This is a genomic window from Rosistilla carotiformis (assembly GCF_007753095.1).
GTDB lineage: Bacteria > Planctomycetota > Planctomycetia > Pirellulales > Pirellulaceae > Rosistilla > Rosistilla carotiformis.
This window is the reverse complement of the sequence record NZ_CP036348.1, coordinates 4,979,454-5,005,118: the sequence shown is the minus strand read 5'-3', so window position 1 is coordinate 5,005,118 and position 25,665 is coordinate 4,979,454. Positions and strand designations below refer to the sequence as shown.

25 protein-coding genes are annotated in these 25,665 nt (G+C 58.3%); 5 read left to right on the top strand and 20 right to left on the bottom strand.

Annotation, left to right across the window (positions count from 1 at the left end):
• Nucleotides 1–2: 2 nt before the first annotated feature.
• The gene (locus tag Poly24_RS18135; RefSeq protein ID WP_145098630.1) at nt 3–1,778 is read right to left on the bottom strand and encodes a DUF3592 domain-containing protein; all 1,776 of its coding nucleotides are present in this window, start codon (nt 1,776–1,778) and stop codon (nt 3–5) included.
• 168 nt (nt 1,779–1,946) lie between these two features.
• Between Poly24_RS18135 and Poly24_RS18130 the strand changes: the two genes are divergently transcribed.
• Nucleotides 1,947–3,065, top strand: coding sequence for a prolyl oligopeptidase family serine peptidase (locus Poly24_RS18130; protein ID WP_145098627.1), 1,119 nt, complete (start codon nt 1,947–1,949; stop codon nt 3,063–3,065).
• Nucleotides 3,066–3,095: 30 nt separating this feature from the next.
• On the opposite strand, the gene Poly24_RS18125 is transcribed toward Poly24_RS18130, so the two are convergent.
• The 6 genes from Poly24_RS18125 to Poly24_RS18100 form a co-directional block, all read right to left on the bottom strand.
• Complete coding sequence (locus Poly24_RS18125) at nt 3,096–3,470, bottom strand: hypothetical protein (RefSeq protein WP_145098624.1); 375 nt, start codon at nt 3,468–3,470, stop codon at nt 3,096–3,098.
• A gap of 21 nt (nt 3,471–3,491) precedes the next feature.
• Complete coding sequence (locus Poly24_RS18120) at nt 3,492–4,583, bottom strand: sugar kinase (protein ID WP_145098621.1); 1,092 nt, start codon at nt 4,581–4,583, stop codon at nt 3,492–3,494.
• Nucleotides 4,580–5,251, bottom strand: a complete 672-nt coding sequence (locus tag Poly24_RS18115) for a bifunctional 4-hydroxy-2-oxoglutarate aldolase/2-dehydro-3-deoxy-phosphogluconate aldolase (RefSeq protein WP_197452001.1) — start codon at nt 5,249–5,251, stop codon at nt 4,580–4,582. The genes Poly24_RS18120 and Poly24_RS18115 overlap by 4 nt, the downstream gene beginning before the upstream one ends.
• Nucleotides 5,252–5,509: 258 nt before the next feature.
• Nucleotides 5,510–6,250, bottom strand: a complete 741-nt coding sequence (locus Poly24_RS18110; RefSeq protein WP_145098618.1) for a sulfur globule family protein — start codon at nt 6,248–6,250, stop codon at nt 5,510–5,512.
• A 487-nt stretch (nt 6,251–6,737) separates the two neighbouring features.
• Nucleotides 6,738–8,138, bottom strand: coding sequence for an anti-sigma factor family protein (locus Poly24_RS18105; protein WP_145098615.1), 1,401 nt, complete (start codon nt 8,136–8,138; stop codon nt 6,738–6,740).
• A 36-nt stretch (nt 8,139–8,174) separates the two neighbouring features.
• Nucleotides 8,175–8,780 (bottom strand): RNA polymerase sigma factor, encoded by a 606-nt coding sequence (locus tag Poly24_RS18100; RefSeq protein WP_145098612.1) that lies wholly within the window; start codon nt 8,778–8,780, stop codon nt 8,175–8,177.
• 307 nt (nt 8,781–9,087) lie between these two features.
• Here Poly24_RS18100 and Poly24_RS18095 point away from each other — a divergent pair, with 307 nt between their 5' ends.
• The 4 genes from Poly24_RS18095 to Poly24_RS18080 all read left to right on the top strand — a co-directional run bounded on the left by Poly24_RS18095 (nt 9,088) and on the right by Poly24_RS18080 (nt 14,552).
• A complete protein-coding gene (locus tag Poly24_RS18095) occupies nt 9,088–9,939 on the top strand; it encodes an SAM-dependent methyltransferase (RefSeq protein ID WP_145098609.1) in 852 nt (283 codons plus the stop codon).
• Nucleotides 9,936–12,230 carry an efflux RND transporter permease subunit gene (locus tag Poly24_RS18090; RefSeq protein ID WP_231753210.1) on the top strand — a complete coding sequence of 765 codons (2,295 nt, stop codon included), beginning with the start codon at nt 9,936–9,938 and terminating at the stop codon, nt 12,228–12,230. The genes Poly24_RS18095 and Poly24_RS18090 overlap by 4 nt, the downstream gene beginning before the upstream one ends.
• Before the next feature lie 496 nt (nt 12,231–12,726).
• The gene (locus Poly24_RS18085; protein WP_145098603.1) at nt 12,727–13,113 is read left to right on the top strand and encodes a response regulator; all 387 of its coding nucleotides are present in this window, start codon (nt 12,727–12,729) and stop codon (nt 13,111–13,113) included.
• Nucleotides 13,110–14,552: a sensor histidine kinase gene (locus Poly24_RS18080; RefSeq protein WP_145098600.1), complete on the top strand. Its 1,443-nt coding sequence runs from the start codon at nt 13,110–13,112 to the stop codon at nt 14,550–14,552. The genes Poly24_RS18085 and Poly24_RS18080 overlap by 4 nt, the downstream gene beginning before the upstream one ends.
• A 42-nt stretch (nt 14,553–14,594) precedes the next feature.
• Here Poly24_RS18080 and Poly24_RS18075 read toward each other — a convergent pair whose 3' ends face one another.
• The 13 genes from Poly24_RS18075 to Poly24_RS18015 all read right to left on the bottom strand — a co-directional run bounded on the left by Poly24_RS18075 (nt 14,595) and on the right by Poly24_RS18015 (nt 25,513).
• Nucleotides 14,595–16,367 (bottom strand): IlvD/Edd family dehydratase, encoded by a 1,773-nt coding sequence (locus Poly24_RS18075; protein WP_145098597.1) that lies wholly within the window; start codon nt 16,365–16,367, stop codon nt 14,595–14,597.
• A gap of 205 nt (nt 16,368–16,572) precedes the next feature.
• On the bottom strand, nt 16,573–17,508 hold the full coding sequence (locus Poly24_RS18070) for a lactate/malate dehydrogenase family protein (RefSeq protein WP_145098594.1): 936 nt from the start codon (nt 17,506–17,508) through the stop codon (nt 16,573–16,575).
• Between the two features lie 102 nt (nt 17,509–17,610).
• Nucleotides 17,611–18,483 (bottom strand): class II aldolase/adducin family protein, encoded by an 873-nt coding sequence (locus Poly24_RS18065; RefSeq protein ID WP_145098591.1) that lies wholly within the window; start codon nt 18,481–18,483, stop codon nt 17,611–17,613.
• A 52-nt stretch (nt 18,484–18,535) separates the two neighbouring features.
• Complete coding sequence (locus Poly24_RS18060; RefSeq protein ID WP_145098588.1) at nt 18,536–18,820, bottom strand: EutN/CcmL family microcompartment protein; 285 nt, start codon at nt 18,818–18,820, stop codon at nt 18,536–18,538.
• A gap of 22 nt (nt 18,821–18,842) precedes the next feature.
• Complete coding sequence (locus Poly24_RS18055; RefSeq protein WP_145098585.1) at nt 18,843–19,448, bottom strand: hypothetical protein; 606 nt, start codon at nt 19,446–19,448, stop codon at nt 18,843–18,845.
• Between the two features lie 24 nt (nt 19,449–19,472).
• Nucleotides 19,473–19,736, bottom strand: coding sequence for a EutN/CcmL family microcompartment protein (locus Poly24_RS18050; protein ID WP_145098582.1), 264 nt, complete (start codon nt 19,734–19,736; stop codon nt 19,473–19,475).
• 56 nt (nt 19,737–19,792) lie between these two features.
• Nucleotides 19,793–21,241: an aldehyde dehydrogenase family protein gene (locus tag Poly24_RS18045; RefSeq protein WP_145098579.1), complete on the bottom strand. Its 1,449-nt coding sequence runs from the start codon at nt 21,239–21,241 to the stop codon at nt 19,793–19,795.
• Nucleotides 21,242–21,349: 108 nt separating this feature from the next.
• The gene (locus Poly24_RS18040; protein ID WP_145098576.1) at nt 21,350–21,661 is read right to left on the bottom strand and encodes a EutN/CcmL family microcompartment protein; all 312 of its coding nucleotides are present in this window, start codon (nt 21,659–21,661) and stop codon (nt 21,350–21,352) included.
• A 103-nt stretch (nt 21,662–21,764) separates the two neighbouring features.
• Nucleotides 21,765–22,946, bottom strand: coding sequence for an acetate/propionate family kinase (locus Poly24_RS18035; protein WP_145098571.1), 1,182 nt, complete (start codon nt 22,944–22,946; stop codon nt 21,765–21,767).
• Nucleotides 22,947–23,030: 84 nt separating this feature from the next.
• Entirely contained in the window at nt 23,031–23,303 is a 273-nt protein-coding gene (locus Poly24_RS18030; RefSeq protein WP_145098568.1) for a BMC domain-containing protein, read from the bottom strand.
• Between the two features lie 264 nt (nt 23,304–23,567).
• Entirely contained in the window at nt 23,568–23,852 is a 285-nt protein-coding gene (locus Poly24_RS18025; protein WP_145098565.1) for a BMC domain-containing protein, read from the bottom strand.
• 102 nt (nt 23,853–23,954) lie between these two features.
• A complete protein-coding gene (gene pduL, locus Poly24_RS18020) occupies nt 23,955–24,674 on the bottom strand; it encodes a phosphate propanoyltransferase (RefSeq protein WP_145098562.1) in 720 nt (239 codons plus the stop codon).
• Between the two features lie 56 nt (nt 24,675–24,730).
• Nucleotides 24,731–25,513 (bottom strand): DeoR/GlpR family DNA-binding transcription regulator, encoded by a 783-nt coding sequence (locus tag Poly24_RS18015; RefSeq protein WP_145098559.1) that lies wholly within the window; start codon nt 25,511–25,513, stop codon nt 24,731–24,733.
• Between the last annotated feature and the right edge of the window lie 152 nt (nt 25,514–25,665).

The window sequence follows — 25,665 nt, the reverse complement described above, 5'->3', positions numbered from 1 at the left end:
GGCTACCGCTTTTTGTCGTCACCAAAACGGCGGGTTGTGATTCCGGGCGGCTCGCTGCCGATCACCTGCCGCCATAACGCAGTGGCGTATTGTTGCGCCCGATGCTTGCGGTGGATCCCTTTGCCCACGGTAATCGGTTTGCGATTGCGAGCCTGGAAATAGACCTCGAAATACGCATTGTCGTTCACCCGGGTCGTCTGCCGGATCGACAAGCGATCGATGTCATCCAAGGGGATGTTTTTCCAGCGAGCCAGCGGAATCATTCCGCTGCGAATGCGCACCATCCCCGCTGCGGTTTCGATCCGGCAGCGCCAAAGCATCGTGTGGATGAAGCCGAGTGCCAGCGGGAATCCGATCAGCCCCAAGACCACTCCGATGAACCAAGGTCCCTCGTAGTGAAAGATCAGAAAGGCGGCGAGGTTGAAACCGCCAGCGAAGACCAGCAGCGTTAGGATCCCCGACAACGTCTTCTGCCCCGTGATCCACCATCGCTTCCGCACCCCTTCATCGACCATGCGGACTCCCGATTCCAACAGGATGTCGTCGGACTGATCGGGGTCGCTGAAGTCGGTGACAAGACTCTCGGGACGCTTCAGGTCTTCACTGCTGTCGGCCGTCTTGTAGACCGGCAGTTCGCAGGTGATGTCCAGTGGAGATCCGGCGTCCAACCCTTTCGCCGTTAAGATCCAAACGACCTTGTCGTCGTCCAGCGGCGCCGAATCGGGGAGGTCGAACGGGGCGACAAAATCGAACGGTACCGCCGATGCGTTGGCATCGGAGGACTTCAGATCGGTGAGGATCGTTTGTTCATCCTGCCAGCGCGTCTCGGTGACGGCGCTCGACCGCATCTCGCCGCGGTATTTTGACGTGCAATCGCAGCGCAGCGTAACTCGAACGCCGGTCGACATGTTCAGCTTACGCGAACTGTGGATGATCCCGGTCACGGGGCCGCCGATCACTCCCGGCACGGTTGCCAGTTGAATGCGCGAATCGCCTCGAGTGATCTGATGCCAGATCGCGGTGAACACTTTGACCGCTGCGATCGCAATCGCCAACGGGCCGATCAATCCCAGGTAGGCCCACCAACTTCCACGCTGGAATTCTTGCGGCAGCAAAAGAATCGTCGGCAGCGACAACAGACTCAGCAGCACCAGCCAGGGAAGCGAATGCCATAACCGATGCAGCGGTGAGACCTTGATTTCGCCCGCTTCCCAGTCGCTGCGCAATCGCCACATCTGGCCGGAAGCCTGAGCGATCTGCCGGCGTTTCTCGTGCCAGGGTAGATTGCGATCATGGAATAGCATCGCGATCCCGGCGCCACCGAAGGCGAGTCCAAAGACTGAAAGCAGCAGCATCAGCGAGAACCGCGAATCGCGTTCCAGGACCGCGTTTTGCGGCGCCGAGGGATCGACGAAACAGGGATAGGGTGTCTTGTCGCGGACGTGGCGTTTCAGCCGCCGGGACAAGGCGCGGTTCCATTTGCGATCGCCATCGGAAGTGAAGGGGCTGAAGCTGACGCGCTCGCTGTGGTAGGTCTTCCCCAAAAAATCGTAACGGTAGCGAGTTTCGACGCTGTAGGTTGTGCTGTCGCCGCCGCGGTGCGTCTTTAAGCTGGCGTTGAGGATCGTCGCGGGCACCTCGACCCACGAATGCGCCCGATAGGATTGGTAGGTGTTCCAATAAAGAAACCCCGTCGCAGCTACCCCAACCAGTACAAACGGCATGGCAAAGCCGACCATACAGCCGCGAGGTAAACTGTTGTATGATTGATCCGCCATGATTTCCTTCCTTTTTTGTCGCGCGATCTCACGCAGCCTTCGGGCACCGTCGCGCGAGCCCTTCCCGCTGATTGCGGCCGTTTATTGAAACAATACGCCGCTTTCCCCCGCCTTGTCGTGTGAGAAATCGCCGACATCCAATCCCTCCGCCTCCAAGAGACCCCACCTATGAAACGTTGGATTCCTCTGTTCCTGCTCGCCCTCTCGGCCGCCTCGCTGACAGCTCAAGACCGTCAGCCCCCTGCAAGCATCGCTCGCTACTTCACGCCGCCTGCAGACTGGCAAGGCGACATGGGAGCCTTTCGCTCGCCGCTCCAGTTTAACGACGGCACGATGGTTGAAAACCAATCCGACTGGAAGCGCCGCCGCGCGGAGATCCTCCGGCAATGGGAAGGTCTGATGGGGCAGTGGCCAGCGCTGATCGAAGATCAGGATCTCGAGGTGCTCGCTTCGGAGCGGAGAGAGAATTTTGTGCAGCACAAGGTCCGCTTCCGCTGGTTGCCCGAAGAGTCGACCGAAGGTTATCTGTTGATTCCCGATGGCGAAGGGGAGCGGCCTGCGGTGATCACCGTCTTTTACGAACCCGAGACCGCGATTGGGTTTGGGAAGGCAGGTCGCGACTTTGCACTTCAGTTGGCGCGGCGTGGCTTTGTTGTTCTATCGATTGGAACCACCGACGCCTCAGCGGCGAAGACCTACGGTTTGTATTACCCCAGCCTGGATGATGCCCAAGTGCAGCCGCTGTCGATGCTCGGCTACGCGGCGGCCAATGCGTGGCACGCGCTGGCGCGACGCCCCGAGGTCGACGCCGATCGGATTGGAATCGTCGGTCATTCCTTTGGCGGCAAGTGGGCGATGTTTGCATCGTGCCTGTTCGATCGCTTCGCCTGTGCGGTCTGGTCCGATCCGGGGATCGTATTCGATAACGCGCGGAACAGCGTGAACTACTGGGAACCCTGGTACCTCGGGTATCATCCGCGCCCGTGGCGGAAACGGGGGCTGATCACCGACAGCAATCCGGCCTACGGGCTTTATCCAAAATTGATGCAGCAGGGGCGCGATCTGCATGAACTGCACGCCTTGATGGCGCCGAGACCCTTCCTGGTTTCGGGCGGTTCGGAAGATCCACCTCAGCGCTGGCAGGCACTCAATCACACGATCGCCGTCAATCGAATGCTGGGCTACGAGAACCGCGTGGCGATGACCAACCGTCCCGACCACTCCCCCAACGCCGAATCGAACGCCGTGGTCTACGCGTTCTTTGAACACTTCCTGATGAACAAGTGAGCGATGCGAAATCGGCCAAAGCGGCCGACGCTACCACTTCAGATTCCACTGCTCGGCGGGCTGGTCGAGATCGAACCAGCCGGCGAAGTTTGAATTCTGATCGACGCGACGAGCTTCCTCGACTTCGGCGTCCTGCATCCGGACGACGATCAGGCCCACGTCGTCGCTGGTCTGGATGTTCCACTGCTTCAGCACGTTGGCTCCCTCGCCACCAAATTCGTCGACCGCCAGTTCCAGCAGGATCCGGCACAGTCCCTCTCCGGTTACGTTGCCCGACTGCTGTGCCGCGGTGTCGCGGATTGCATGCTTGATCGCGTGGTGGACAAAGTGAACCGCGTCGATCGGATGCTTCCGCTCCGAATCGGGCGTGGAGGAATTCAGGGAGGAGGAAGATGGTTCGGACATGATGCTTGGGGTGCGGGAGGCCTATCGGACGACGCGACCGCTGGCGCTTCCCTTGGCCAACGCATCGATTTCTTCGCGGCTGGAAAAATTCAAGTCGCCGATGATCGAATGCGCCAAACAGGAAGCGGCCACGGCAAATTGTAACGCAGCTTTCGGGGTTTGGTAATCGTCGTGCAGCAGGCCGAAAATTAGGCCGGCAGCAAACGAATCCCCGCCTCCCACGCGATCGACGATATTGCGAATCGAATAGGGTTCATATTGACCATCGGTTTGCGGGGCAAAGGTGGCCGATTGGGCGTTGGCGTCGTACAGCATCGCTCCCCAATTGTTGTGTGTCGCGGAGAAGCTCTCGCGCAAGGTGGTGGCCACATAGCGCAGGTTGGGAAATTGTTCGACCACGTTGCGAGCGACTTCGGGATAACGCTCGGCACTCAGTTTTCCCGACGCCACGTCGGTTTCGGCGGCGCGAATTTGCAACACGTCGCCACAGTCCTCCTCGTTGGCGATGAGGACATCGACAAACGGAAGCAGGTGTCGCATCGTTCGTCCGGCCAGTTCGTGAGGCGTCGAGGAGGAGTCCCAGCGCCACAGCTTGCCGCGGAAATTTAGATCGCATGAGACGGTCAGCCCCTTCTGTTTCGCCAGCTTGGCCGCTTGAAGCGTCGCCTGCGCAGCCACTTCGGAAACGGCGGGGGTGATTCCTGTGACATGGAACCAATCGGCGCCGTCGAAGATTTTGTTCCAGTCGTACGCATCGGCGGGTGTTTGCCCGATCGTCGATCCGTCGCGATCGTAGATCACGCGACTGGGGCGTTGGTTGGCGCCGGTCTCTAGAAAGTACAGGCCCAGTCGGCCGACGTCGCTGCGAAGAATCGATGACGTATCGATCCCGATCGATCGCAACGAATTGACGCAGGCATCGGCGATCGGATTGTTCGGCAGCGCCGTGACAAAGTGGGCGTCGAGCCCGAGGATCGACAGCGACGCGGCAACGTTCGCTTCGGCACCGGCAAAGGTGACATCCAGAGAGCCCGGCATCGCTTGAGGCAGACGCAGAAAGCCTGGAGGGGCCAGCCGACCCATGATTTCACCAAACGTGACGACCTTACTCATGCGATTTCCTTGTTTTGGGTAGCGGCGACGATGCGGCTCGCTTCGGTTGCGTTTTCGGTAATCTCCGCCCAGGCTTTCTGTTGAATCAATTTCCGCGGAGCGATCCACGATCCGCCGATCGCGGGAACCAGCGGACTACTTAAATAGGATGCCATGTTTTTTGCATCCAATCCGCCCAGCGGAATGAACTGGAGGCCAAGGTGTGCATAGGGGGCGGCCATGCTGTTCAGGTAGCGCATCCCGCCGCTCGGTTCGGCGGGGAAAAATTTCAACTCGCGGCAGCCCAGTTCGACCGCCAGTTCGATATCCGATGGGGTGACAATTCCGGGGGCGAACGGAAGACCGCGGGCTTGCGACCGTTCGACCACTCGCCGGTTCAAACCGGGCGCGACCGCGAAGGCGGCTCCGGCATCGATCACCGCATCGACTTGATCGGTGGTCAGGACGGTTCCGGCGCCGACCAGGACATCGGGAACCTCCGTGGCAATCGCGGCGATCGCATCGAGCGCCGCGGGAGTGCGGAGGGTCAGTTCGATCGCTTGGATGCCGCCGGCCAGCAGGGCTTGGGCCAAAGGGACGGCATGTTGAGGTTCGTCGATCACGATCACCGCGACAACGCCGCAGGCCTGCATTCGCGCAAGCATCGCGTCGGGGAATTGAGACTTCATGGTGGTGGGCGATGGGGTGGAGGGAAGGTCGGGCCCGACGAGATACCTGTCGGCCAGTGGGGCAAGATCACGAGTCCGCTGTCGGCTGCGGTTGCGAAAACGGCGCAGCGTTGGCGAGCCACAGCTTACCCGGGCAAGCGATTTCTGGGAGGGGGCGGAATCGCCCAGACCACGCTCCCGCCGGTGGACCGCCAGCGGGAGGGGCAGGTAGGCTACCTGCCCTTAAGGCATTTTGATGCCGGCCCTATTTCGCGTTGCTTAACCAAAATGGGGGCGTTGTGGTGGCTGCTGATAAGAGTTGGGTTGAGGCGTGCGGGTTGGCTGCGAACCGTAGGGCGATTGGTTGCCATAAGGGGCGTGGTTGCCATAAGGCGTTTGGCTGCCGTAGGGCTGTTGCGTCGGCTGTGCGGTCGCGACTTCTTCTTCCTTCTTCTTGCGAGGACCTTGGGGGCCGGGGCGACGGCCGCGGCGTCCGCCACGCTCTTCGGGGACCATCTTTTCGTCGACGGTCTGCAGCAGTTTGCTGATGCACAGCTTGTTGATGCTCAGTTCCAATTCCTCAGCTTGGACTCGCAGGAACTCGTGAAGGCTCTTTGGCAAACGGACGGTGATCATCCGTTGTGGTTCCAGCGTATCTCCCTTGCCGGTGTCCTGGCTGCGGAGGGCGGTCAGCATTTCTTGGATCTGGCCGTGCTCGTGCGACTCCTCGAAATACTGCATCTCTTCCATCGTGGGGAACAGCTTGCGGACGAAGCCTTCAACGCCCAGAGTCTCGCGGAAGAACTCAATCCAATTGGAGGTTTGGGTGAAGGCTTCTTGAGCCAATCGCATTGCTTCGGCGGGGCGTTCTTGCAGCGACAAGCCATCGTTCATCGGCGGCAAGGTCAGGCGGTTTGGAGTTGCTGCGGCAGGTGCGGCTTCATTGCTTGCAAAGCGGTTGTCGTTGTTGGTGTTATTCAATGTCTGGGTCGGGTTACTGAAGTTATCGTGGCTTACCATCAATCCGTCGCTCCGTGGCTGTAGACAGCGTCCTTGCAAGAAGGTCGCAATGTTGTGGTCCTGCGTGGCCGGGCATCACCTTCGCCTCGACTCTCCCGCAGACTCGCCACCATATTCAGATGCCGTCAAACGCTATCGCGTAAACCCTTTTGCAAGCACGACTTAGGTGCTTGCATTGTTTTCGTGCACGGAATCCGTGCAGGGGTGCTTCGATGTGGGCACCGGCCGGCGTGCCTGGTTTTTGGGCACGCCCTTTTTGTGCAAGACCTAAGTGTCCAGTTCAAGCGTCTGCAGAGAATTAGCTAAAAAGAAGATTTCTTAAAAAGAATTTTGCCAACCGTTGGCATTGTTCCCGCCGCGAAGCGAGGGGAAGTTGCTAGCGAATGCTGGCTTCTTCGGAGGGGCGCGTTGGTTGAAAAATCGTTTCCGAAAATCAATTCACGCCGGAGGGCGAGGGAGTCGCCGCGAGGTCGCTGGAAGAGGAACTCTAGGGGAGCAGGTCGATCACCAAGATCGGTGATGCGTCATCGGAGGGGGAGGTTTGGAAGGTCGTCTTCAAATTGCCTCGCTCCCGTCCGGCGACGGTTTTCAAAATTTGTTCGGCAACTTGCTGAAGTGTTTCAGGGCGGCCGCTGATGATCAGCTGGACCGCTTGGTTGGCCGTCGCGGCGGATTCCTTTAATGGGTCGTTGTTCCCCTTAAGCTTCTCTTCTTCACGGCTCGATGGATTCGGCTGGGAGATGAGGTTTTGGTCTGCTAGCAATTGCTGGATCTTGATTAGCTGTGGTGCTATTAAATCGGGGGAAGACTGGATTTGCAGGTTCTGGAATTGCTGCAGTTGGGGTGCATCGGCGACCCGATTCTTTGCGGGGCTGCCCGTGCGGTTGGAGTACTGCAACGTGTCGTCTTTCGCGGCCGAGTTGGGGCGCTGCGCGGCGTCAAACTTGTCGGCCGCCGCGGCGATCGATCGCTGGGGCGCGGTCGCGGGAGAGGCTTGCGAATCCAAGGGAGCCTGCGTTGATTTCGCCATTGGGGATTCCACCCGGGGGGTGTCGGCAGTGGTTGATAATTCCCCGGTATTCAGATCGGTCTCGCGATAGAAGTAGCGTCGTGCTGCTTGGGCGGGAGCCGTTGCATTGTCTTGAATCGCCTGGCCGAAGCCTTCTGCGCCGCGGTCGGCTTGGATTTGCGGGGCCGTTCGAGCGGCGTACGGCTGGGCGCGCGAACGCTGTCGCATCCCTCCCATGCCCATCGCCGATCCGTTGAGTTCGGCCGACTGGCGTTGCATTGCGGAGGTCGCCGGGGGGGCGGCAAGCGGTTTGGCAAGTTCGGCTTCGGGGGAGGGCTGCGTGCGTTCCATCGCGCTGATTTGGGGGGCCGCGTCGGCTTCTTCGGTCGACTGGAAATCGCGTTGAAGTTGCAGTCCCACATCGGCAGCGGCGGGCTGAGATTCGAAAGCGACACCGTCTCGCAGTTCCAGCGATTCGGTGATTTGAGGATCGCCGGTCGCCGCTCCCGAAGCGATGATCTCTCCGTTCGGCTGGCCGGTGCTCGGACCTTCGCTGCGCAACAGATAGGCGCCGATCGCCAGCATCAAACAGGCAGCGGTGGCCAGTACGGTCAGTCTGCCAAATGCTTGCACTCGCCGTTCGCTCGCCGCGCTGCTTGCCAGTTGCTTCGCTTGGATCCGTTGCCGCACCGCGAGAACCGGATCGGCGAGGGGGCGGATCGGGGGGAGTTGGGCGACGGCGTCGCGGATCGTCCGTAGTTCTTGGAGCCGTTCTGCGCAGGAGGGATCGGCGTCGATCGTCTGTTCAACGATTTCTCGTTCGGTCCCGGACAATTCGTCGTCCAGGTAGGCGGTTAACATTTCCTCAGTAAACTGCATGATCAACGATCCGATGCTCGACAGAGCCAATGTACTTCAATCTTCATCGTTCGGCCGCTCTCGCGTTAACAATTCCCGCAGGTCGAGTCGGGCCCGGTGCAGGCGGCTGCGGACGGTTCCCTTAGGGATGGCGAGTACTTCCGCGATTTCTGCATAATCCATGCCATCGATGTCTCGCATGACCAGCACCGTCCGTCGCCCCGCTTCTAGGCATCCGATCGCGTGCCGCAATCGGTCGACTTGTTCGGCGTCGGCCATCTGCTGGTCGGCCGATCGGGCTGGGTCTTGAGGCGTCGGGGCCAGTTCGATGTTGGTTTGGGTGTGCGTGCTTTCCAGCCGTCGTTTCCGCCGCTTGGTGATCGTCAGATTGAAGGCGATCCGGTACATCCAGGTAAAAAAGCTGCTTTTGCCAGCAAATGTGTTCAGTTTAAAATAGGCCTGAGCCAACGTCTCCTGCATCAGATCCTCGGCATCGTCGCGGTTTCCCACTTGAGCATGGATCATCGTCAGCAACCGTCCCGCATGTCGCCGCACCAACGAATCGTACGCCGAAGCTTCCCCGGCCAGCGCCCTGCCAATCAGGGCGTCGTCGGAAGCTTCCGCTTCTTCATCCGATGCTTTGCTACGATTCTGGACGTTCATTTCGTGGGGGCGGTTCCCGGATAAGTGCAGTTGGGTCGTCGAATCGGCATGTTTTTAGGCAATGGAAGGCAACCGACGCGCGGTGGCCTGGTCGCCGTGACCCATGGGATGGGCATGTTATACCGTGAATTGCGACAACATGGCACAGCGGGGATGCCTTCGGAGCGTTCGCGAGGGTTTTCGGCGGAATCCTGTGCTGTCGCTTGCGTAGGCCTTGGCTTGCTGGGAATTCATCTCGCTAGCGTTCCTGCGATATCTTATAAATGGCAAGGAGTCGTCGCATCATACCAACGGGGTTTCGAAGTCCATGATTGAATCGAGTGTTCCGATCGATGCCGTCGACGTCTCGGGACATTATGACGACTTGGACGTTTTCTATCGCCAGTTGTGGGGCGATCACCTCCATCATGGCTATTGGCACAAGGGGGACGAAACGCCACTGCAGGCGACTGAAAACCTGATCCACCGCATTGCGCTTCCACTGGAGCTCCAGCCGGGGGCGAGGGTTTGCGATGTCGGTTGCGGTTACGGTGCGACGTCGCGGTACCTGGCCGAGAAGTACGGCTTTCAAATGACGGGGCTGACGATATCGTCGACCCAATATGAGTACGCGATCGCTCAGCCGCGCGCGACCAACAGCCCGACGTATTTATTGCGGAATTGGGAGTCGAATCAACTGGCCGACGGATCTTTTGACGGCCTGGTATCGATCGAGTGCATCGCGCATGTTCCTCATAAAGATGTCTACTTTGAAGAAGTCGCTCGAGTGCTCAAGCCGGGCGGCCGGGCGTGCATCACGGCATGGCTGACCGCCGAACGCTCCTCGCCGACGGCCCAGCGGTGGCTGCTGGAACCGATTTGTCGCGAGGGCCGGCTGCCAAGCATGGGAGCGGCGAGCGAATATACTCAGTTGGCCGAAGCGGCGGGACTGCGTCAGGTGAAATATGAGGACGTAACCCGCCAGGTTCGCAAAACTTGGGCGATCTGTGTATGGCGTGTTGTGAAGTTTTGCTTCTTTTCGCGGGCCGGGTGGCGGTTCATCTTTTCGTCTAAAAGCCGCCATGCAATCTTTCTGTTGAGTGTCGCGCGGATCTGGATCGCGTATGCCACCGGGGCGATGAAATACGGGATCTTTGAATTTGAAAAGCCGACGCAGTGAATGAACCGTTGCCTCACGAAGAGGCGGAAAATTCGATGTCCATTGGACAGCAGTTGCGTCTGCGCACGTTGTCATGGATCGTGGTTGCCGCTTTGGTGCTCGTGTCTCCGGTGCTGCTGTATGCGTTGTTGTTTCTCCACAGCAATACGACCGACATGCACCAATGGCTTCCCGAAGGGCGTGTGGAGGTGCAGCGTTACGAGCAGTTCATTCACCAGTTCGGTGGCGATGAAATCGTTCTGGTCAGCTGGCCCGGTTGCACGATGAGGGATCCACGGTTGGCCGCGTTGGCAACGGCGCTGCGAGAAGCCACCGCCAACGATCCCGATCCGATCTGGCACCGTGTGCTCACCGGGCCCGAAGCCATGCGTGAACTAATTCAGGGGCCTGCGAAATTGCGGCCCGGCCAGGCGGCTGGCCGGATCGACCGATTGTTGCTCGGCCCCGATCGTCAGACCACTGCCGCCTTGATCACGTTGACACCATCGGGCGGCACCCAGCCGCATCGGGTAATCGATACGATCACTCGGACCGCGCAACAAGCGTGTGGTTTGTCACGCGACCAGTTGCGATTGGCCGGGGGCGTTTACAAGGCGTCGATGATCGACTTGGCGACCGATCGTTCCATCAAGCGCTGCATCCTCCCCTCCGCATTGCTCACGCTGATCGTGGTGGGAGGGTTGCTGCGAAGTCTCCGATTGACGCTTGTCGTGCTGGTTGCCGCGGTGTTCTGTGCGCTGATCGGGATTGCGATGATCTACTACACCAGTAACGGCATCAATGCGATTCTCGTGGCGGTGCCAACGCTGTTGTATGTGTTGACGGTATCCGGAGCGATCCATTTAGCCAACTATTATCGTGATGCACAACGCGAAGTCGGTGCGGCGCAGGCTGGGTTTCGCGCCGTTCAGGTGGGGTGGACACCTTGTGCGCTGGCGTCGATCTCGACGGCGATCGGTATGGCCAGCTTAGTCGTATCGGATCTCTCACCGATCCGAAACTTTGGCATCTATTCGGCGCTGGCCGTGGTGGTGGGCTTCTTCGTTTTGTTAGCAGTCTTCGCCGCCGTGCTGACGCTGAGCCCGTGTGTGAAGTCGGAGAAGCCGATCGCAGTGCCGACGGAGGTCGATCCATGGTTGGACTTTGTCGTCGGCAAGGTTTTGAAGTACCACAACCTGTTGTTGTCGCTTGGGGTGATCGGATTGGCGGTTGCTGGTTGGGGATTGATGCGTACGACGACGACCGTGGATCTGCTGAAAAACTTTCGTCCGCACAGCGAATTGGTTCGCAATTACCTTTGGATCAACGAGCATCTCGGACCGCAAGGATCCTTGGAAATGGTCGTGCGCTACGATCCCGATTCCACCCAGCGGCCGATCGATCGGCTGACGCAAATCCGCGACGCCGAGCGTGAGGCGCGCAGCGTCGATGGCGTGGTCACGACCCTTTCGGCGCTGACGTTCGCTCCCAGCATCCCGAAGCCATCGGGGATCCGTGGTATCGCGGCTCAGGTGACTTTTGAGTCGCGGTTCAACGCGGCACGGCCTGAGATTATTTCGCAAGGTTGGTTGGCCGAATCGGACGTGGGGGAGTCCTGGCGGATTCACGTGCGTGTTCCCGACATGGATGGGCGGCCCTACAAGGCCGTGATTGGCGATCTGCGCGAACGCGTCGGCGCGATTTTCGCAGACGACGTCGATACCGTGCATCTCGAATTTACTGGAGGCTTGCCGTTGATCGACGAGGCTCAGGGGGAATTGTTGGATGACCTGACCGACAGCATTTTACTGGCGTTTGCCATCTTGGCTCCCGTGATGATGTTGATGTTGCGGAGCTTTTGGGCAGGATTGGTGGCGATGTTGCCCAATGTCGCTCCCGTAGTGACGGTATTTGGAGTGTTGGGTTGGATGCAGGTCCCGATTGGACTGGGAACGATGTTGACCGCCAGCGTTGCCTTGGGGATTGCCGTCGACGACACGTTGCATTTCCTCACCTGGTACCGCCGTGCGCTCGTTCAGGGGCATTCTCGCCAGGACGCGATTCGCACTGCGTTCCATCGGTGCTCGATTGCAATGCTGCAAACCACGTTAATCTGTTGCACGGGGTTGTTGGTTCTGGTTCCGGCGGAATTCATACCCACAAGTATGTTTGCTGTGATGATGATCGTGCTGTTACCCACGGCATTGGTGGGCGATCTCATTCTGTTGCCAGCGTTGTTGGCCAGTCCGATCGGCAGGGCCTTTCATCGTCCACCCGCGGTCGATCCATCGCGAACTGCGGAGTCCTTGTGATCGAACCAATTTGCGGTTGTTTGACACTCGATTAACGTGACCTATGTTACATAGGGAACGCCGCCGTGGTATGTTCCGCAAGCTGGACGGAAGGGGCAACCATGGGCAAAGCTCTGCTGTAACCACGCCGTTCGAAGTTCGCACTGCTGCGCAGACACGATTCCGGGCTATCCCAATGGTTGGGAATCGTTGCGTTTGCGACCTTAGGGAATGCTGGCCTCTCGCGAGCCCAACCGGTTGGGATGCGACGACCGCAATGTGCCGGTCGTGCAAGCGAATCGATTGTGTGGGGCATCAAAGCATGATGTGATATCGGGGAATCTGGATTTGCGGGAAACCTCAAATGCTGGGTCACCCATGGAGTCCACGATCGATTCGCTTCCATTTGTCGTCGTCCGTTGACCGTGGAATGATGCGTTGTGATTCTCGAGTCGATAGCCACCTTCAGCACATGCGGACAATTGTTTCGATAGACACGTGTTAGGGATACAAAACTATGATTTCCGTGTTAGTGGTCGATGACAGCAGATTTATGGGCAAGGTGATGCAGACCGTGCTCACTGAAATCGGATTCAACGTCGTTGGCCTGGGCTGCGATGGCGAGGAAGGGGTGCAGTTGTTCAAAGAATTGAACCCCGACATAACTTTGCTGGATGTGACGATGCCGAACATGGATGGTCTGGAGTGCTTGAAGGAGATTCGCGCCCACTGCCCCGATGCCAACGTGGTGATGCTCTCGGCGCTCAAAGACGAAGAGATCGTGCGGAAGTGTTTGGAAGCAGGCGCGGGGGCGTTTCTAGAGAAACCAATCCGTCGCGATTGCATTGAGGATCAGCAGCGTCTTATTTCAGCCGTCGAGAAAATTTTGGGGTACGCGGTGTGAACGACATTCAACATCTATCGGATCATGCACGCGCGTTTGAAGAGATTTCCGAACGTGTCCTTTTCGACATGTTTGGAGTTTCCACGCTCCAACGTTCGGACGTCATGGAATCCAGTTCGTTGCGAACGAAGAAGAATTTTATCGTGTCGATCTACTACACGGGGACCGTGTTTGGTGAGTATGTGATCGCCATGGATGAAGAGACCGCGGCGCGCGTGATTGGAATTGATGAGACGATCTTTCAGCAGACGCAGCCCGAAGTGCGCGAAATGATTTGCGACGCGATTTCTGAAACATTGAACACGATCGTTGGGGAAGCGATCGTGCGGTTGCAAGAAACCTACGCCAAACTGACGGTGACCGCGCCACGTGTCTATTTCGGCGAGATTCGCTATCCTCAGTTTCGTACGCGCAGCGTCACGATGGAAACCCAAGTTGGCCATGTCGAGTGTCACTTTTGCCTAGACTTGATGCGGCTGGATCTCGCGACATCCTACGACGAAGCGATGGCGAGTTTGGTGGAAATCAACACAAAGCTGAAGGCTGCCAACCGTCATCTTGCGGAACAGCAAGCCCAGTTGGTCCATTCCGAGAAGATGGCTTCGATCGGTGTGTTGGCCTCTGGGGTCGCCCATGAAATCAATAACCCTCTGTTTTTCGTCGACACCAATTTGAATGCGTTGTGTGACTATGTGCATGTCATTGAATCGACAATCTCGGATTATGAACGGTTATGTGCAACGCTCCTGGATTGTAATGCGCCCGTGATCGGTTCCGATGGAAGCGTATTGAATCGGCTAGGTGGGAACGCTTCCTCCGAAACGCCCCAACGCGATATCCGATACGTGTTGAACGACACCAAAATGTTGGTCAGTGAATCGCGTGATGGTGTGATTCGAATCAAAGACATTGTGAAGAGTCTTAAGGACTTTTCCAATCTTGACCGCGGCGGCATCGTGGATGCAGACCTTAACGCGATCGTCATCAACGCTGTCAAAATGCTACAAACGACGCTCGGGGACACGGACAAAATTGAATTGAAGTTGGGGGAACTCTCCACGATGGCTTGTAACGTGGGGGAGATCGCTCAAGTCTGTTCGATCGTCATTCTCAACGCCGTGCAGGCAACTCCTGACACGGGAAAGGTCTATGTGTCGACGAACGGAACCGATGTGGATTCGTGTTTGGTTGTCGATGACAACGGGGCTGGAATCTCTAAGGAAGATCTCGATCAGATCTTTGATCCGTTTTTCACCACCAAAGCGGAAGGGGAAGGGACGGGATTGGGGCTGTCGATCGCTTACGGAATCGTTCGCACCCATGGCGGCGCGATCACGGTAGAAAGCGAACTGGGCGTCGGTACCAAGGTGATCGTTCGCTTACCCAACGAAAGCGTTCAGGAAGAACTGGACGAAGCGGAATGCGATGCCTTCATTTGACATCGTTTTGGCGTTTTGTATCCGCACCGCCGCGCGGCGCCTTTAGTGGCTGTGCCGCAGCGGTTCGTCGCCCAGGTTGCGATAGGCGGTTGCAAAATCGAGGCACGCCCCGTCGGACAATTGTCCGGTGTAGGTTCGCGACAGTTCTTCCCACGGCGATCCATTGATCAATTCAGGCGGCTGGTAAGCGTCTCGCCGGGCATGCAGTTCGTGTTCGCTGATCAATAGCTCGACGCGGCTGTTGTTCAGATCGAACCGGATCATGTCGCCGGTTTCCAACAGCGCTAGGTTCCCGCCAGCCAAAGATTCCGGGGAAGCATTTAAGATCGATGGACTCGACGAAGTTCCGCTCTGGCGGCCATCCCCCATCGTTGGCAATTCGGAGATCCCTGCGGCGATCATCTCGTCGGGCGGCTGCATGTTGACGACTTCCGCCGATCCGGGATATCCGATCGGTCCGCATCCGCGGATCACCAAAATACAGGAGTCGTCGATCATCAAGGCAGCATCGTTGATCCGGTCGTGATAATCTTCGGGCCCTTCGAAAACGATCGCCCGCGCGTCGAAGCAGTTTTCGTTGCCGGGCTCACACAGATAACGCTTGCGGAACTTGGCGCTGATCCCACTGGTCTTCATCAACGCTGCGTCGAACAGATTTCCCGACAAGACCATGAACCCGGCCTGAGGAATCAACGGACTGTCAAACGGCATGATCACTTGGCGGTCCAGCGATTCACGCCCCGAAATGTTTTCGGCTACCGATTTTCCGGAGACTGTTTTGCAGCCGCCATGAATCCGGCCGGCTTGCAGCAATTCAAGCATCACGGCAGGCACCGCGCCGGCGCGATGAAAGCCTTCGCCCAAGAAGTCGCCTGTCGGTTGGCAGTTGACCAGCAACGGGATCTCGTATCCGATCTCCTGCCAGTCTTCGACCACCATCTCCACACCCATGTGTTTGGCGATCGCTTGGATGTGCGGCGGCGCATTGGTCGAACCACCGATCGCCGAATTGACGACGACGACGTTCTCAAACGCTTCCCGCGTCATGATCTCGCTGGGCCGCAGATCCTCATGAACCATTTCGACGATTCTTCTGCCGGTCTGATACGCCATCTGGCCGCGCTGCCGAAACGGAGCGGGGATTCCCGCGCATCCGGGCAACGACATGCCGAGGGCTTCGGCGAGACAGTTCATCGTCAGCGCGGTCCCCATCGTGTTGCAGTGCCCTGGGCTGAGCGTGGTCGATTCGAGCATCATCATGAAGCCGTCGTAATCGATCTCGCCCGCGGCCAATCGCTTCCGCGCTTCCCAGATCACCGTGCCGGCGCCGGCCAGTCGACCGTCCAGATAACTGTCGACCATCGGTCCGCCGGAGAGGACGATCGACGGAAGGTTGACGGTCGCAGCGGCCATCAATGCGGCGGGAGTTGTCTTGTCGCAACCGGTCGTCAAAACGATGCCGTCGAAGGGGTAGCCGCGCATGATTTCAACCAAGCCGAGGTAGGCGAGGTTGCGATCGAGTCCCGACGTCGGACGTCGGCAACTCTCTTGAATCGGATGCATCGGAAAGACAAACGGGATTCCTCCGGCATCGCGGATTCCGTCGCGAGCGCGCTCGGCGGTCTGCAGATGGATCCGATTGCAGGGGGAGATGTCGCTGCCGGTTTGCGCGATTCCGATCAATGGGCGACCGGATTGCAGTTCGTCGCGAGTCAGCCCGTAATTGAGATAACGCTCCAGATAAAGCGCCGTGATTTTGGGATCGCTGAGGTTATTAAACCAGTCTTCGCTGCGCAATCGCTTCTTGTCGTCCATGGTCGGCCCGCCGTTATGTTGTGGAACGCCGGCCCGAAATCACGAGGCCGACGCATCGGCCTCAATATACAAGAAATTGCCCCCGCTCGCTCCGTCCGAAATACCGGGACGAAGCGCTAGAAGGTGATTCCAGGATCGTCGCGCGGATCACTCGCTTGAACGTCGTGCTCGTAATGCGAAAGAGCGACCAACTGGAACCGGGCTACTAACCGACGCGGTTCAGGACAACTTCCAAGGTTTTGCGAAGCGCTGCACCGCTGGCTCGCAGGCCTTGAACTTCCTTTGGCCACAGATCGATCTCGTGACGATCGACAACGCCGCAACGGCCGACAACTGTCGGGACGCTCAACGCGACGTCGCGGATTCCGTAACATCCCTCTTGGATGCTGCTAACTGGCAGAACCTTTTGCGAATTCAAAGCGATCGATTCGATCACGTCGCGGATCGCGATGCCGACGGCAAAGCCAGCTCCGCCCTTGCGTTTGATCACTTCGGCGCCACTTCCCTTGGTTCGCGTGAACAATTGGTTCGCCAAGTTTGGATTCCAACCTGGGTATTTGTCCAATGGCAGGCCGGCGATCGTGGCACTCGACCAGATCGGCACCATGCTGTCGCCATGCTCACCCAAAATCAACGCCTTCGTCTGCGTTGGCGGTGCCTTGAGTTCCGACGAGATCAGGCAGCAGAAGCGGATCGTATCGAGCTGAGTTCCCAGGCCGATCACCTTCTGCTTCGGCAAGCCCAAGCGATGAGCCGCGACGTAGGTCAGGATGTCGACGGGGTTCGACACGACGACGACGATCGCGCCCTCCTTCAATCCAGCCGCTTTGATCTGGTCCAAGATCGAAACAAACAGGTCGGTGTTGCGGTTGATCAAGTCCAATCGCGATTCGTCTGGCTTGCGACGCAGACCGGCAGTGATGCAGATCACATCGCTCGACGGAATGTGTTCGTAGCCGCCACCAACGATCACTTGATCGGCGACGCTAGGAGCACCGTGAGCCATGTCGAGCGCTTGGCCAACGGCCAGTTCGGCGTTGACATCCAGCAAGGCGATCTCGCGGACGATGCCGCCGCACTGCAGCGCGTAGCCCGCACAGGATCCAACCAAACCGCCGCCGCCAATAATCGATACTTTCATAATTCTTTCACCGTTCTGCGGGACGCAAATCGTGCGTCCGTTGGAGTTTCTGTTGTGTCGTTCTTGTCGTGTTAAGTGTCTCGGTTCGTCGCTGCGTCGCGATTAGGCTTTGCCCATCTGACGCATGACTTCGGCGGTGATCAGCTTCACCAATTGTTCTTCGTCGACGTTCTTGCCAGCGGCTGCCGCAGGGGCTGCTCCACCGGACATGCTGCCGGCTGCGGGTGGGGCGTCGAAGGCGCGACGCGATACGCCGTTCGCTTCCCAGCTGTCGCGGAAGACATCGTTGGCACAGATGTCACAGTTTTCGAACTCCTTGGTCAAACGCGGATCGGTGAACCCCCATTTGTCCTTCAGTTCCAACAGTTCACGCGACTTGTCGCCGCTGAGGTATTGCACGTGTCCCAGCTGACGCGACAGCAGCAGGATGCGGCAGTAGGCGTCCAAGATCTCGGTCCACCAGTAAGCCCGTTCGACGTTTTCGCCGAAGCTGACGGTGCCGTGGTTGGCCAGGATGATCACGTTACTCTTGTGGATGTACGGGATCACGGTATCGGCAAACGCTTGTCCGCCGGGAGTCTCGTATTTGGTGATCGGCACGTCGCCCAAGAAGACTTCGACTTCGGGCAGCACGCATTGTGGGATCGGTTCGCGAGCGACGGCAAACGCGGTGGCGTGTGGCGGATGGCAATGCACCACGCTCTTCAGTTCGGGGCGTTGCTTGTAGATTTCCAAGTGCAACAGCGCTTCGCTGCTGCGCTTCTTGTTGCCGCTCAACTGCTTGCCGGTCATGTCGACAACGCTGATGTCTTCAGGCTTCAAATAACCCTTGCAGTGCATGGTCGGCGTGCACAGGACTTCGTTTTCGCTAACGCGGACGGTGATGTTCCCGTCGTTTGCAGCGGCGAAACCCTTGGCGTAAATCCGCTTTCCAATTTCGCAGATGTCTTGTTTGATTTTGTGGATGTTTTGCATGCTGGTCTTTGAAGGTTGCAGGGTGTGAGTGCTTGGCTTCGGAGAAGTCACGCTATTGGAGGTCGATATGGTCTAGGATCGCCGCGTTGTAAGCGTCGATGCATTTGATTTGCGGTTGGAAGGGTTGAGCCGCTTCGGGGCCCTCGGCCAAAGCGATCAGATCGCCATTGCCCGCTCCCAATTCGTCCCAGGTCACCAACAGTTCGGAGCCGCTGAAGTCGTCGCTGGCGATCTGCGCGATGTCGTCGACTGGCAACACGCATCGCAGCCGCGAACCGGCCATGGCCGGATGGCATCGGCTGAGCGTTACGCTTCCAATCACTTTGGCGATTCGCATCGGTCTTCCGTGGACGGGGTTTCTATTTTGTTAGTCGCGTGGCGAGGTTTGTCGCCGCGATCACGTTCAGTCGCGTCATGTCCAGCACCCAAACATCGGGCTGCATCGCAGCGGCGACCGCTTGGACTTCGCTGAGCGATCCGACTTGAACCGCTTCGGCGCCGCTGCGACATAGATCGCAGACCACGCGTTGCGGCAGGTCGGCCAGGACAATTCGAGCTTCTTCGGCGACAACGATCTGCACTCCGCGGCGCGTTCGAATGCCCAATTGCTTGGCAAACGCGGCACAGCGGTTGGAGCAATCGACGTCGGCGACCAGCAGCGCCGCCGGGGCAGCGACTGGAGTTCGCATCGTGTTCTGTTTTTCTTCGCGGACGATCGCGATCGACTGCGCTCGCAGCAGATCTTTGACCGCCGGAGTGATCACGGCACGCGGAGCGACGGCGATTTCGGACATTCCGTCGAGCCGTTTCTCCACGTCGGTCAAAGCGATCACGGGGCGATCGATCAGGCACAGCCGCGTGTTGGCGCTGGCGACCGGTTGCGACTTTGGCGCCACGGCACCGGCGACCACTTCGCCGACAATGCGGCGAACGATGGCTTCCAGGTCGAGTGGCGTTGAGGTCATGTTGAGTTGTTGTCTTCTTTCGAACTATCGTTGGTCGATGATGCCCATCGTGGTCCAGCGGGCGGGCGTGTTTTTGTCTTTGCCGATCAGGTCTTCCATGCAACTGGAATCGCTAGTCAGCAGGACGGTATCGCCACGACTGGCACCCCAGCCATCCAAGGTCAGCAACGGCGGGCCATCCGCCGAACCGTCCGCCATCAACGGTTGAACGATCAACAGCTTCTGCCCGACAAAGCTGGCGTGCTTGATCGTGGCGCGTGTCGTTCCGAGGACTTTGGCGGTTTGCAATGGACGAGCTTTGGAGTGTTTTCGATTTCAATCGGATTCAATATCGCAGCCGTCGCTTAGACGTTTTTCGGGCTGCCGACGACGTACAGGTTTTCGATGATGCTGCAGCGGCGTTCGCGAGTGAACGTTTGCGGCGTGGTCACCCCTTCGCCGGTCGGTCCCGCGATCGAGAAGCTCAAGTAGCCTTCGCCGCCAAGTCCCAATCCGGCCATGCTGGCACCATTCTTCACATACAGCGTGGTGTCCATCGCGCGGCCCATCTTGGTCATGTTCCGCACGTCGCGGCTGTGGATCATGCTGGTGTGACGGAAGCCGTGTTCGCTCTCCTTGGCCATCGCAATCGCGTGGTCGACATCGCGAGCGCGGACAAAGGGGATGAATGGCATCATCTGTTCGACGCCAACAAACGGATGCGAATAATCGGTCTCGCCAAACGCCAGTTCGACGTCGGCGGCAACGTTCTTGCCCGCCGCGGCACACAAGACGGCAGCGTCTTTGCCGATGAAGTCCTTCGCGGCAACTTGGTGTCGGTGTTCGCCTTCGCCAACGACTGCGATCGCTTGCGAGGTCAGTCGATCGATCTCGCTCGAATTCAGTCGCGCCGCGCCGGCGCGTTCCATGGCGGACATCATCGCGTCGAAGACCTGTTCGACGACAAAGACTTGCTTTTCGGCGATGCACAACAGATTGTTGTCGAACGCTCCACCTTCGATGATGCAGCGAGCGGCGCGATCCAGATCGGCGGTCTCGTCGACGACGACGGGAGGATTTCCAGGGCCCGCGACAACGGCTCGCTTGCCGCTTTTCAAGGCCGCGCGAGCGACAGCGGGTCCGCCGGTGACGCAGATCAGTCGGACATCGCGATGCGAGAAGATCGCGTCAGCGGTTTCGAGGGTCGGTTCGGCGATCACGCAGATCAGATTGTCGATCCCCAGGTCGTTGTAGATCGCTTCGTTGAATCGGCGTACGCCCTCGGCAGCAACTCGCTTTCCGCTGGGGTGTGGGTTGACGACAACCGTGTTTCCGCCAGCGATCATGCTGACCGCGTTGCCGGTGATCGTAGGCAGCGAGTGGGTGACGGGAGTGATCGCACCGATCACACCAAAGGGAGCGCGTTCGATGATCGCCAGACCTTTGTCGCCGCTGAAGGCTTCGGTCTTGATCATCTCGATCCCGGGAGCGCGTTGGCCCAAGGTCAACAGCTTGGCGATCTTGTGTTCCAGGCGACCGATCTTGGTCTCGTTCATCTCCATCGTTCCCAGCTCTTCACTCTGGTCGATCGAGATCCGGCGGATGTGGTCGATGATCCGGCCGCGCTCTTCGATGGTCCGTTCGGTCAGCTGCAGGAACGCTTCTTGCGCCGCGGCGACCGCTTCGTTGGCATCATGAAAAACGCCGTGCCGTCCGCTGTAGCCGCCGCTGCCATTGTGGATCGGCGGTGGCGAACCCACTTCGGCCAATACCTGGGAGACGACTGAGCGGATGAGGTTTTCGTCGTATTGCATAAGAGCGTCGTGGGATTGTGGGGTGTCGTTTCAAGTGGTTCGTTCGTCGGGAGAACGAAGCCTGTTGTATGTCGTGAGGCGCACATTCGCGGGGCGAAAGGGGACCTTCTATTCGTCTCGCTTGTAGACGTTTTGCTTTTCAATGTGGACCGAATCGACGATGCCGATGATCACGCAATCGATCGGCAAGTGTTTCGTTTCGGGAGTCAATCGAGCGCTGCTGCCTTGGACAATCAGCACGTAATCCCCTTCACCCGCCCCCAAGGTATCGCAGGCGATGAAGGTCCGTCCGGTGGTCGTCAACGACTTCCGCTGGTCGGGTTCCAATCGATAGGGTTCGACGATCAACAGCTTGTGTCCGGTCATCGAAGCGACCTTCTGCGTGCTGACGACGGAACCGGTAACTCGTGCGATAAACATGGGTAAACTTCGTTCGGGTCACAGGCAGGTGCCTGTGTTTTGCGTTGTGCCGGGATCGTTCGTTTAATTCTTGTCCGATGTTCGCTGCGTCGATTGCGGTTGCTTATTTGCCTAGCAATTCGACACACTTGCGAGCGACCACCAGTTCTTCGTTGGTTGGGATTCTCCAGATCTGCGTGCGGCTGGTTTCGCTGTGGACTGCCATTTCACCTTCGGCGACGCCGTTTTTGACGCGGTCGATGGCAATCCCCAGGTCTTCCAAACCTTCACAAACTTTGGCGCGGATCTCCGCTCCCTTCTCTCCAATTCCGCCGGTGAAGACGATCGCGTCGGCTCCGCCTAACAGAACCAACAGCCCGCCCATCATGCGGCGAACTTCCGAAACGTAAACATCCAACGCCAATTGGCAATCGGCATCTCCTTCGGCGGCACCCGCTTCCAGATCACGCATATCGCCACTCTTGCCGCTCAATCCCAACAGGCCGCCTTCGTTGGCCAGCTTGTTCAGGACTTCGGTCAGCGACAGCCCGGTCTTTTCCATGATCAAGGGGATCGCAAATGGGTCGAAATCGCCGACGCGGTTGTTCTGCGGTAAACCGGTCTGCGGGCTCATGCCCATCGTGGTCCCGATGCTCTTGCCATCGCGGATTGCACACAAACTGCTACTGCCACCCAAGTGACACGAGATCACGCGGCTGGCACCAGGAATCAATTCCGCCGTTCGCATGGCGATGTATCGATGACTGTTGCCGTGGAACCCAAAGCGACGGATGTGGAAATCATCCGACCATTGTTTTGGGATCGCGTAATAACGCTGGGCGTCGGGAGTCGTTTGGTGGAAATCGGTTTCAAAGGCCGCGATCAACGGAATGTTTCCGCCGGACGAAGCCAGTTGTCGCATGGCGGCAACGTAAGGCGGGTTGTGCGCCGGAGCGACGTCCCGCATCTCTTCCATCGCTGCCAATACTTCTTCGTCGATCCGATAGACGCCGCTGAACCGTCCACCATGTACCGCTTTGAACCCAATCGCATCCACTTCATCGGCCGATTTGATGCAGCCGTGTTGCGGATCGGTCAACTGTGCCAAGCACGCTTCGACAGCGACTCCGTGATGCGGAACCGACATCGTGCGTTGATCTTTCCAGTCGCCGATTTCGACCGTGCAGGACGATTCGGGCGAACCGATCCGATCGACCGCGCCGCGAGCGAGCGTGGTTTCATCGGACATTTCGATCAACTGATACTTGAAACTCGTAGATCCGAGATTTGCGACTAAAACCTTCATGGCAACAGGGTCGTCCGTGGTCGTGGGTACTGGTTGTTAGGAACGGGTGGGAGTCATCGGGTCGCGGCAGCGATCGCCGGTCGACTACTTGTTGATGAACGCTTCGACCAAGCCTTCGCTGGGACGAGCGATCACGTGGCTGCCGACCAATTCGCCGACTTGAGCTGCCGCGGCAGCACCCGCTTCGACGGCTGCGCGAACGCTGCCGACATCGCCGGTGACGACGGTCGTGCAGAACGCACCACCGATGTCGATGCGTTTGGTGATTTCGACGTTTGCCGCTTTGGCCATCGCGTCGGTAGCTTCGATCAGGGCCAACAAACCCTTTGTTTCAACAAGGCCAAGTGCTTGATTCATCTTATTATCCAAGAAAGTTTTTTGTGAAGGAGCGGTTGCGGATGCAGTTTTGGTTACGGCTGTTCTTGTCGTTGCAGCCGTCGTCCGTCGAGCGGGCTCCTTGGCAGGAGTGCCGCCAGTCGGTGTGGATTCGGTCGCGGGAGTGCGAGTCGAAGTCGTTTTCTTTTTTGCCATGGGAAGCGTGTCCGGTGGTTAGCGTAGTTGTGCGGAAGACCGTAGCGGTCGACGCAACGCTCGTCAGGCGAGATCGCCCAATCGAACGGCTCAGCCACCCACCTTGAGGATCTTGCCCAAGTCGTCGTGTGGACGTGGGATCACCTGAACGGCAACCACTTCACCCACGCGACCACCCGCTGCGGCACCCGCATCGGTTGCGGCTTTCACTGCGGCAACATCGCCGGTGACAAACGCGGTAACCAAGCCGCTGCCGACTTTGTCCCAACCGAGGAAAGTGACGTTGGCGGATTTCAACATCGCGTCGGTCGCTTCCATCATGGTGATAAAACCCTTCGTCTCGATCATACCGAGCGCTTCGTTAATCTTTGCCATCTAATTGGTCTCTGGAGGGAGGGAGGGAATTTGAAATCGAAAATTCGAAATTTGAAATCGGGTGTTGTTGGTGCGGCGTTGGACGTCGAACCTCAGCAGGATTTAGTGAGCCTTGCAGCCGCATCCGCCGCCGCTGGGGATCAATTCGATCTTGGTGGCGCTGTCGAGATTGCAAGCGTTTCCTTCATCGGTGTCGATGTGAACTTCCAGCTTGCTGGTCTCATCGGCGCGAACCAACACGTCGCTCATCGTGATCGTGCACTGTGGGCTGGTGATCTTCAGATCCATGAAGTCACCCTTTTTGACGCCGTAGAACTGGGCGTCGCTTTGATTCATATGGACGTGGCGGGCTGCGCGGATCACGCCTTTGTCCAGCTGGATCGTGCCGGCGGGACCGACCATTACGCAGCCGGGAGTCCCGTCGATGTCGCCGCTGTGGCGGATCGGAATGTCCAGCCCCAGCGAGATCGAATCGGTGAACGCCAGTTCGACTTGGCTGAACGGACGCGTGGGGCCCAGAACGCGGACGCTTGGCAGCATCCGTTTCTTCGGACCGACGATCATTACTGTCTGTTCGGCGGCGAAGAAGCCGTCTTGGTACAAGCCTTTCATTGGCGTCAGCGTTGCGCCGGGACCAAACAGCGTTTCGACGTGTTCATCCGACAGATGGACGTGCCGTGCGGAGATGCTAACGCGGAGGTTCGGTTTGCCATCGACCCAACCCGGAGGTTGAGCGGCCGAAGACAAATCGTTGTTGACGATCGCGCGAACGGCGCGGCGAACCAAGGCTTCGATCTGTGCGTTGTCTAAGGATTGTGTCATGGGCAATGGTTGCAGGTCGGAGGGGGCTGCGGATTGTGGGGGACGGTCGTTTTGATCTATGAGTGGATCGCCGGGGCGATGATCAGTTGGACGCCGGCGTCGGTCAGTCGTTGTTGCCACTGGGGCGATAGTTCGTCGTCGGTCACGATCGTCGCGACATCGCCCAATTGGCAGGTTCGCGAAAGACTCGCGTGGCCAAACTTGGTGCTGTCGGCGACGATGATCGTTTCGTCGGCGCTGCGCAACATCTCCTTCTCTGTTCCGACAAGAAGCATGTTGCTGTTGTAGTAACCTCGCTCATCCGCCCCGGCGATACTAATCACCGCGTGGCGGACATTCAAACTTTCTAACATCGTATTTGCGAACGGCCCCAACGTGACGCCGGTGCGGTTGTGAACGTAACCGCCGACGAGGACCAAGTCCGACTTGTCGCTACTGGCAAACAGGTTCGCAACGGGCAGCGAATTCGTCACGACTTGTAGTGGTCGGCCGACCAACAGACGAGCTAGTTCGTAGGTCGTGCTGCCACCGTCGAGGAGGATCGTGTCGCTATCGCAGATCAATTCGCTAGCGGCCTGGGCAATCGCTCGCTTCTGTTCCCAACGGTTATCACGCCGACCTTCGAACAGTCGCATGTTGGTCGGTGACCCGGTCCAAAACACGCCGCCGTGAGTTCGTCTCGCCTCGCCAAGCTCCTCCAAATGGTCCAAGTCGCGACGAATCGTCGATTCGCTGACTTGCAGTTCCGCCGCCAATTCCAACAGCGACGCAAATCCGGTCGATTGAATCTGCCGTCGCAGATTTTCACGCCGTGCTTCCGTGGGAGAGCCGTTGGACAAAATCGATTTCTTCCGATATCTGCGAGAAAACTCGTTGCCTGTGATAGATTATGGTCACGATGTGAAAGAAATCAATCACCGGCAACCAGAGAATCCGCCTAATTTACCTGTTTTGCTATCATAGCGTACTATCGTTCTCGACTTCTTGCAGG

What these genes read in the sequence shown, in the direction of transcription:
- Poly24_RS18135 (WP_145098630.1), bottom strand. Translation starts at nt 1,778, where the DNA reads ATGGCGGATCAATCATACAACAGTTTACCTCGCGGCTGTATGGTCGGC.
- Poly24_RS18130 (WP_145098627.1), top strand. Translation starts at nt 1,947, where the DNA reads ATGAAACGTTGGATTCCTCTGTTCCTGCTCGCCCTCTCGGCCGCCTCG.
- Poly24_RS18125 (WP_145098624.1), bottom strand. Translation starts at nt 3,470, where the DNA reads ATGTCCGAACCATCTTCCTCCTCCCTGAATTCCTCCACGCCCGATTCG.
- Poly24_RS18120 (WP_145098621.1), bottom strand. Translation starts at nt 4,583, where the DNA reads ATGAGTAAGGTCGTCACGTTTGGTGAAATCATGGGTCGGCTGGCCCCT.
- Poly24_RS18115 (WP_197452001.1), bottom strand. Translation starts at nt 5,251, where the DNA reads ATGAAGTCTCAATTCCCCGACGCGATGCTTGCGCGAATGCAGGCCTGC.
- Poly24_RS18110 (WP_145098618.1), bottom strand. Translation starts at nt 6,250, where the DNA reads ATGGTAAGCCACGATAACTTCAGTAACCCGACCCAGACATTGAATAAC.
- Poly24_RS18105 (WP_145098615.1), bottom strand. Translation starts at nt 8,138, where the DNA reads ATGCAGTTTACTGAGGAAATGTTAACCGCCTACCTGGACGACGAATTG.
- Poly24_RS18100 (WP_145098612.1), bottom strand. Translation starts at nt 8,780, where the DNA reads ATGAACGTCCAGAATCGTAGCAAAGCATCGGATGAAGAAGCGGAAGCT.
- Poly24_RS18095 (WP_145098609.1), top strand. Translation starts at nt 9,088, where the DNA reads ATGATTGAATCGAGTGTTCCGATCGATGCCGTCGACGTCTCGGGACAT.
- Poly24_RS18085 (WP_145098603.1), top strand. Translation starts at nt 12,727, where the DNA reads ATGATTTCCGTGTTAGTGGTCGATGACAGCAGATTTATGGGCAAGGTG.
- Poly24_RS18075 (WP_145098597.1), bottom strand. Translation starts at nt 16,367, where the DNA reads ATGGACGACAAGAAGCGATTGCGCAGCGAAGACTGGTTTAATAACCTC.
- Poly24_RS18070 (WP_145098594.1), bottom strand. Translation starts at nt 17,508, where the DNA reads ATGAAAGTATCGATTATTGGCGGCGGCGGTTTGGTTGGATCCTGTGCG.
- Poly24_RS18065 (WP_145098591.1), bottom strand. Translation starts at nt 18,483, where the DNA reads ATGCAAAACATCCACAAAATCAAACAAGACATCTGCGAAATTGGAAAG.
- Poly24_RS18060 (WP_145098588.1), bottom strand. Translation starts at nt 18,820, where the DNA reads ATGCGAATCGCCAAAGTGATTGGAAGCGTAACGCTCAGCCGATGCCAT.
- Poly24_RS18055 (WP_145098585.1), bottom strand. Translation starts at nt 19,448, where the DNA reads ATGACCTCAACGCCACTCGACCTGGAAGCCATCGTTCGCCGCATTGTC.
- Poly24_RS18045 (WP_145098579.1), bottom strand. Translation starts at nt 21,241, where the DNA reads ATGCAATACGACGAAAACCTCATCCGCTCAGTCGTCTCCCAGGTATTG.
- Poly24_RS18040 (WP_145098576.1), bottom strand. Translation starts at nt 21,661, where the DNA reads ATGTTTATCGCACGAGTTACCGGTTCCGTCGTCAGCACGCAGAAGGTC.
- Poly24_RS18035 (WP_145098571.1), bottom strand. Translation starts at nt 22,946, where the DNA reads ATGAAGGTTTTAGTCGCAAATCTCGGATCTACGAGTTTCAAGTATCAG.
- Poly24_RS18030 (WP_145098568.1), bottom strand. Translation starts at nt 23,303, where the DNA reads ATGAATCAAGCACTTGGCCTTGTTGAAACAAAGGGTTTGTTGGCCCTG.
- Poly24_RS18025 (WP_145098565.1), bottom strand. Translation starts at nt 23,852, where the DNA reads ATGGCAAAGATTAACGAAGCGCTCGGTATGATCGAGACGAAGGGTTTT.
- pduL (WP_145098562.1), bottom strand. Translation starts at nt 24,674, where the DNA reads ATGACACAATCCTTAGACAACGCACAGATCGAAGCCTTGGTTCGCCGC.